Annotated in this window: 5 protein-coding genes; all 5 read right to left on the reverse strand. The window is 73.0% G+C overall.

Features of this window, described 5'->3' with window-relative positions; all coding sequences use genetic code 11:
* Positions 1–136: 136 nt before the first annotated feature.
* Positions 137–1,306, reverse strand: a complete 1,170-nt coding sequence (locus tag NBX02_RS14275; RefSeq protein ID WP_250291711.1) for a ferritin-like domain-containing protein — start codon at positions 1,304–1,306, stop codon at positions 137–139.
* 48 nt (positions 1,307–1,354) lie between these two features.
* Positions 1,355–2,470: a transglutaminase gene (locus NBX02_RS14280; RefSeq protein WP_250291714.1), complete on the reverse strand. Its 1,116-nt coding sequence runs from the start codon at positions 2,468–2,470 to the stop codon at positions 1,355–1,357.
* 17 nt (positions 2,471–2,487) lie between these two features.
* Positions 2,488–2,727, reverse strand: coding sequence for an acyl carrier protein (locus tag NBX02_RS14285; RefSeq protein ID WP_250285208.1), 240 nt, complete (start codon positions 2,725–2,727; stop codon positions 2,488–2,490).
* Between the two features lie 31 nt (positions 2,728–2,758).
* Positions 2,759–4,393: an AMP-binding protein gene (locus NBX02_RS14290; RefSeq protein WP_250291716.1), complete on the reverse strand. Its 1,635-nt coding sequence runs from the start codon at positions 4,391–4,393 to the stop codon at positions 2,759–2,761.
* A 73-nt stretch (positions 4,394–4,466) separates the two neighbouring features.
* The coding region (locus NBX02_RS14295; RefSeq protein WP_445548429.1) for an ATP-binding protein at positions 4,467–5,275 on the reverse strand (809 nt) is incomplete at its 5' end.

Here is a 5,275-nt window from a genome sequence, read left to right on the forward strand (position 1 = left end):
ACCTGCGCGCCTGTTTCTGCTGGTCCGCTCATTTCGGCTGGCTCATGTGTTTTGACTGGATCATATTTTTTGGCTGTCTTACTTGTTTCGGCTGGTTCAGCCAGTTCGGTGGACGCGGCCGGTTCGGTGTGTTCTGTCATTTCGGTCGTTCCTCGTCCTTGCCGGCGTCGTCCTTGCCGGCGTCGTCGGATCCGGCGCCGCGGGCCACGGCCGCGGACACCTCCCGCTGCCGGACGGCAAGCTCCAGCGCGGCGATGTCGTCGGCGATCCGCTCGTCCTCGGCGGAGGTCTCGGCTCCGTCGACCCGGCTGAACCCGAGAACGCCCAGCTCGCGCAGGGCTTCCCGCATCCTGGGCCCGAACAGGTTGATGTCCTTCAACGTCGGGACGATCCGGGTGAACAGCCGGCGGCGGAACTCGCGCTGGCCGGGTGAGCGGTTGGCCAGCGCGACGCACTCGTCGGCGCCGTAGTCGAGGTTGCGCCACATGTCCTCGCCGGCGAACCGGTTCCTGAGCACCCAGCACGCCTCGACCGCGAAATCCTCGCGTTCACGCAGCTCTGCGGTGCTGAGCTGGCTGTAGTAGTCACGCAGGGCCAGCCGCCCGAACGCGACGTGGCGCGCCTCGTCCTGCAGCACGTAGGCGTTGAGCGCCCGCGCCAGCGGGTCGCGCATCCGGTCCCGCTGGATGCTGAACGACGCCAGCGCCAGACCCTCGATCATCACCTGCATGCCGAGGTAGGTGATGTCCCAGCGGCTGTCACCGATGGTCGTCTCAAGCAGGCCGCGCAGCCCGGCGGAGATCGGGTAGTGCACCTTGATCTTGTCATGCAGCATGCGCTGGTACGCCTCGACGTGCCTGGCCTCGTCCATCACCTGGGTGGCGGCGTAGAACTTCGAGGCGATGTCCGGCACGGTCTGGACGACCTTCGCCGCGCACACCAGCGCGCCCTGCTCGCCGTGCAGGAACTGGGAGTAGAGCCAGCCCGCCAGGTGCCGGCGGACGGTGATCCGCTCCGCCTCCGGCAGACGCTCCCACAGCGGCGTGCCGGCGATCCAGATGAACGTGTCGGGCAGGCCGAGCGGGTTGTCCGGGTCGACGTCATGGTCCCAGTCCAGCCGCGTCTCGGCGTCCCACTGGCGCTGCTTGCCACGGGAGTACAGGCTCAGCATCTGCTCGGCGCCGGCGTCGTAGTCCCAGGTGAACAGCGCGTCCCCGCCGAGCGGGACGGCCCAGCTGCCGGCCGGCGCCCGGTTGCCGGCCGGCGCCCGGTTGCCGGCTGACTCCGCCGTCGCGTCTGACTTCATGACCGCTCTCTTCAGCTCTTTCCAGGGCTCTTCGGGGCTCTTCGGGGCTCAGGTGACGGCGGCGCGCCGACGCAACCGGTGAAGCTGGTGCAGGCGTGCGGACACGGCGCCGAAGGCCCACGCCGGGGCGGGCGTGCCGGCCGGCCGCAGGAACAGCGCGGCGGACTCGGCCACGGCGCACGGCAGCAGACGGTTGAACCGGCTGCCCCGGCAGGCCGCCCGGAACTGCCCCCCGCCGTCACGGCCGTGCTCGGCCGCGAGGTGGGCGAACACCGGGTCCAGTGCGCGCCACCGGCCGTCGAGGTGGACCTCGCACCAGCCGTGGTCGTTGCCGACGAGACCGAGCAGGAAGCCGCGGCGGGCCCGCGCCCGGAACCCCTCGGCCCGCAGCCGGTCGGCGAGGACCCGCCCCGCCACGACGCAGTCGGCGACGCCCAGCTCCCAGGACCGCCGGTGGTCGGCGCGCAGCGGTTCGGCGATCGCCTGGTAACGCACCGCGCCGGTGTCCAGGGCGTCGAGGACGTCGTCGAACGCCGCGCGGATCCGGCGGTCGGTGACGTCGTAGTACTCGCCGGTGAGCCGGACGCGCACCTGGTACGGACTGCTCTGATGACCTTCGGTGACGATCGGCAGCGGCAGGCCACCGGCCGGGCCACCGGTCGAGCCGCCGGTCGGGCCGTCGGCCGAGCTGCTGGTCGGGCCGTCGGCCGGGCCGTCGGTCGGGCTGTCGGTCGGGCTGTCGGCCGAGCTGTCGGCCGAGCTGCCGGTCGGGCTGCCGGTCGGGCTGCCGGTCGGGCTGCCGGTCGGGCCGTCGGCCAGGAGTTCGACGCCCTCGGCGCCCAGGTCCGGGACCGCCACATGGAAGGTCTCGTCGCTGGCCGCCCGGTGTACCGCGACCGTCCAGTCCGCGGGGGCGAACCAGTCGTCGGGCTCGGCCGCCACGAACCGCATGAGCAGCCGCCTGGCCAGCTCGGGCACGGTGGCGCCGGTGCCCGAGTGCAGCCCCGCGTTGGCGACGTCGGTGTAGTCGAGCAGGCCGTCGACCTGCCGCAGGCCGAGGGCGGCGACCCCGGCCTCGTCGGTGCGCAGCACGGTGGCCGCGTCGGCGAGGGTGGTGTCGAAGACCGCCAGATCCGGCGGGGTCGGCTCGAAGCGGCGGCTCACCCGAGGCCCCTGACGAGTCACATGAGCTCCTGGACGAGCGCGGCGAGGTCACGTGCGGTGACCGCCTCGAACGGGACGTCGTCGGGGATCGTCACCCCCAGAACATCCTCAAGATCCACCACCACGCTGAGGATCACCACCGACTCGATCCTCGGCAGCAGGTGCATGGGGAGATCGAGGTCGATGTCGGCCTTGTCCATCTGCAGCCGGTTGGCCAGGGCGGTGGCCACCGCGTCCTCGACGGTCCGCGTACTCATGAGGCGTCCTTCACGGGTCTTCTGGTAGCCCTTACGGCTTTCCGGTGGCCTCTGCCGTGCTCCGGTAGAGGGCCCTGGCGGCGTGGCGGCGCACCTTGCCGGAGCTGGTGCGCGGGATGGAGCGGACGGGCACGGGATGCACGGACGCCACCGCGGGGCCGAGCTCGGCGGCGATGGCCGCCTCGACGGCGTTCACCAGGACGGTGGCCGCCGCGCCTGCGAGCGGCGTCTCGACCAACACCGCGATGTGCTCGACGTCGCCGTCCCCGGCCTGCAGGGCGGCGCAGACCCGGACGTCGAAGCCCTGGACGCGACGCGCGATCTGTTCGACGTCCTCGGCGTAGTAGTTCTGGCCGCGGATGACCGCCATGTCCTTCAGGCGTCCGACCACGAACAGCTCGTCCTCGGCCTCGAAGCCGAGGTCGCCGGTACGCAGCCAGCCGTCGGCGGTGAAGGGCTGCCGCTCGGCGGGCAGCCCGAGGTAGCCGCCCATCACGGCCGCGCCGCGGACCTGTATCTCGCCGACCCGCCCGGGGGCCGGGGCGTCGACCCGGACGGCGATGCCCGGCGCCGCCGTGCCGCAGGAGACGACCTGGCGGGCGCACGCGGCACCCGGGGTGACATGGACGGCCCGGTCGCCCGGCGCGAGGGCGAACCGGTCGACGCTGAGGTGCCACGGCCGCTCCGCCAGCGCCGCCAGGCTGATGACGAGCGTGGCCTCGGCCATGCCGTAGGACGGCAGCATCGCCTCGGGCCGGAACCCGCAGGGGCCGAACACCCGGTTGAACGCCTCCAGCGTCGACCACTGCACGGGCTCGGAGCCGTTGCAGGCCAGCCGCCAGCCGGACAGGTCGAGCCCGTCGGGAACCCCGTCGGCCTCGACCGTGTCGACCAGGCGCTGGTAGGCGAAGTTGGGCATGGGCAGCACGGTGGCGCCGGACGCCGCCGCGGCGGCCAGCCAGCCACGGGTGTCGCGGATGAAGTCGGTGGTGCGCCAGAGATGGACCGAGCACCCCCTGGCCAGGTGCGCGAGCGTGCCGAACAGGCTCATGTCGTGGAACAGCGGCGACCAGATGCCGATCTCGTCGGCGTCGGTCAGGCCCAGGCCGCCGTCGATGGCGGCCAGGCCGGCCAGGACGTTGTCGGCGGTCAGCGCGACACCCTTGGGTGCCGAGGTGCTCCCGGACGTGTACTGGATCACCGCGAACTCGTCGGCCGGGTTCTCGTCGACGGAGTTCTCATCAGCCGTCTCAGCCGGCCCGGCCGGGTCGGGCACCCGCGTGATGTCGACCAGCCGGGCGCCCGGCGGTGCCGCGAGCCGGCTGAGCAGGCGCGCGCTCTGCTCGTCCACCAGCAGGGCCGTCAGCCCGGCGTCCTCGACGACGCGGCGCAGGTGCCGCTGGTAGCCCTCGCCGCCCCCGAACGCCACGGGCAGCGCGACGGGCACCGCGGCGGCCCCGGTCCGGAAGCAGGCGAGCAGCCCGCGCAGCCAGGGCTCGCCGTTGGCCATCAGGATGCCGACGCGCCGCTGGCCGGCGATCAGCGTCGCCGTCCGCTCGGCGTCGGCCAGCAGGCGCGTGACGGGTACGGACCGTCCCTCGGACGGCAGGTGCAGCGCCGTCCGAGGACGGGCGTTGGTGCTCACCGCGGCCCAGAGCGCGTTCACCGGGTCTCCTCCCTGGATGCGTCCACGAGCCGCCGTGGGCAGCCGCCGTGGGGGTCAGGGGTCATGGCCGGCCTCAGCCCGTCAGCTCGTTGATGAGCGAGGTGTCGTGCTCGGCCCGGCGGAAGCGGGGGTGGTCGAGGACACCGCGCAGGAACGCGGCGGTGGTCACCACGTGCGGGCCACGCAGCCGCAGCTCGTCGAGCGCCCGGTCCATCCGCGCCAGTGCCTGCTCCCGGTCGGGCGCCCAGACGACGAGCTTGGCCAGCAGCGAGTCGTACAGCGCGGGGACCTGGTAGCCGGCGAAGACGTGGGTGTCGACGCGGACGAACGGGCCACCGGGCAGCGCGAACTCGCTGACCACCCCCGGGGTGGGCACGAAGCCGGCCGCCGGGTCCTCGGCGTTGATCCGGCACTCGATCGCCACCCCGCGCGGGACGACGTCGGCCTGCCCGAAGCCGAGCGGCTCACCGGCGGCGACCCGCAGCTGCTCGCGGACCAGGTCCGTCCCGGTGACCATCTCGGTGACCGGGTGCTCCACCTGGAGGCGGCAGTTGACCTCCATGAAGTAGAACCGGCCGTCGCCGTCCACCAGGAACTCGAACGTGCCCGCTCCCACGTACCCGGCCGCCCGCGCCCCCTGGACGGCCGCCTCGCACATCCGCTCCACGGTCCGCGCGGGCAGCCGCGGCGCGGGGGTCTCCTCCACGAGCTTCTGGTGCCGGCGCTGCAACGAGCAGTCGCGCGCGCCCAGGTGGACGACGTTGCCGTGGGCGTCGGCAAGGATCTGCACCTCGACGTGCCGCGCGGAGGCCAGGTAGCGCTCCACGTACAGCCGGCCGTCGCGGAACACCGTCTGGGCGCTGGCGCGGGTCTGGCCGTAGG

It is taken from the genome of Protofrankia sp. CiP1_Cm_nod1 (assembly GCF_920888515.1).
Taxonomy (GTDB): domain Bacteria; phylum Actinomycetota; class Actinomycetes; order Frankiales; family Frankiaceae; genus Protofrankia.